Genomic DNA, 1684 nt, shown 5'->3' with positions numbered 1-1684 from the left:
CAATTTTATCTATTTTTAATCAATACAATCCATAAAAAATCCCCAAGCAACGTTGAGGATTTTTTATGATCAGAACTTCAAATTAAGCTTTTGCGGCTACTGCTTTGCTAGCTTTAATTTGTTCAGCTTCATCTTCATTCATGATTAAGGCAACAGCAATTGCAGTAATCAAGACAGGTAAACCTACGGCCATGAAATTGAAGTGAGCGGGCAAGTTCATGCCCAACAAACCGCCAATTAAGATTGGCCCTACAATCGCACCCATACGGCCAATCGCAGATGACCAACCAATCCCTGTAGAACGTACTGCAAGTGGGTAATATTGTGCGACATAGCTATATAGCAACATTTGTGAGCCAATTGAAGCCGCGCCTGCCAAAAATACCAAGATGTAAAGTAGGAACTGATTAGACTGGAAGCCCATTAAGCTCATCACCAACGCACCCATGATGCCTAAGAACATTAACACAGGTTTTAGATGGAAACGGTCTGCTAAAATACCACCACCCACAATACCCACAACTGCACCTACGTTCATCACCATCATGAACATTAAGCTGTTGTCCATCGAGTAGCCAGCTGCCATCATCAATTTAGGCAACCAACTGCTAAGCGCATACATGGTTAATAAGCACGTAAAGAATGCCAACCAGAACAATAGTGTATTGACTGCACGACCACGTTTAAACAAGCTCACCACATTGGCCGCTTCTGGCACATCTGCTTGGTACAATTCAAATGTTGTGTCTTGCGTAATTTTCAAATCTGGTGCTAAACGCGCCACAATTGGACGTGCTTGATCTTGCTTGTTTTCTTTTACAATAAAAGTCAAAGACTCAGGTAAGAATTTCCAAATCACAGGCAATAAAAATAATGGAATCCCTGCAATAAAGAACATAATTTCCCAACCAAAACTTGGGGTAAACCATGAGCCGAGTAATGCAGCCATTACACCACCAACCGCATAACCACTGAACATCGTGGTAACGAGCGTACTACGCATAGTTTTAGGTGCATATTCTGAAGTTAATGCCACCAAGTTTGGCATTACACCGCCAATCCCTAGACCCGCCAAGAAACGTAAAATTGCAAACTCAGTGGGATTAGAAGCAAAACCACCCGCAAAGGTTAAACCACTAAATAGCACAATACAGATCATGATGACTTTCTTACGGCCAATTTTATCGGCCAAAGAACCAAAAATCATGGCACCAAACATCATACCTGCCAAGGCAGTACTGGCAAGCATACCCGCCTGAACAGCACTCAAGCCCCATTCATCCATCAATAATGGCAAAACAACGCCATTAATTGCCAAGTCGTAGCCATCAAATAAAATGATCAGTAGACACCATGCCACGACATTAAAATGAAATGGTCTGAATTTTGCGTGATCAATGACATCATTCACGTTAATTGCTTGATGTGCCATTCCTCACCTCCTGTGAGCTGTGTTTCAGTGAACTCAAATAGCTTTTTTTACAGTGAAGACTTTCATTTTTATCAGTCATCCATGTCCACTTTGCTATTCAAGTAGATTGTGTAACTTTCACACAAAACAAGGGAAATAAAAATTCAACATTAGTCTAAATCCTTCTATTAATTATGGATTTAATGTTGTTTTTACAAAATTAAAATGTGATTATTATTCTTAACATTTTCTTTCCCGCATAAAAAACACCCC

At 40.2% G+C, this 1684-nt stretch carries 1 protein-coding gene; it reads right to left on the bottom strand.

Annotated elements, in window-relative coordinates:
* Window positions 1–82 precede the first annotated feature (82 nt).
* Window positions 83–1432: an aromatic acid/H+ symport family MFS transporter gene (locus VF675_RS13615; protein ID WP_440205382.1), complete on the bottom strand. Its 1350-nt coding sequence runs from the start codon at window positions 1430–1432 to the stop codon at window positions 83–85.
* Between the last annotated feature and the right edge of the window lie 252 nt (window positions 1433–1684).

The organism is Acinetobacter sp. Lyrl_1 (assembly GCF_051948795.1).
Taxonomy (GTDB): Bacteria; Pseudomonadota; Gammaproteobacteria; order Pseudomonadales; family Moraxellaceae; genus Acinetobacter; species Acinetobacter towneri.
This window is presented reverse-complemented; position numbering and strand designations above follow the sequence as displayed.

Bases quoted from the DNA above. Each gene is read 5' to 3' on its own strand.
- VF675_RS13615 (WP_440205382.1), bottom strand. From the start codon at position 1,432: ATGGCACATCAAGCAATTAACGTGAATGATGTCATTGATCACGCAAAA.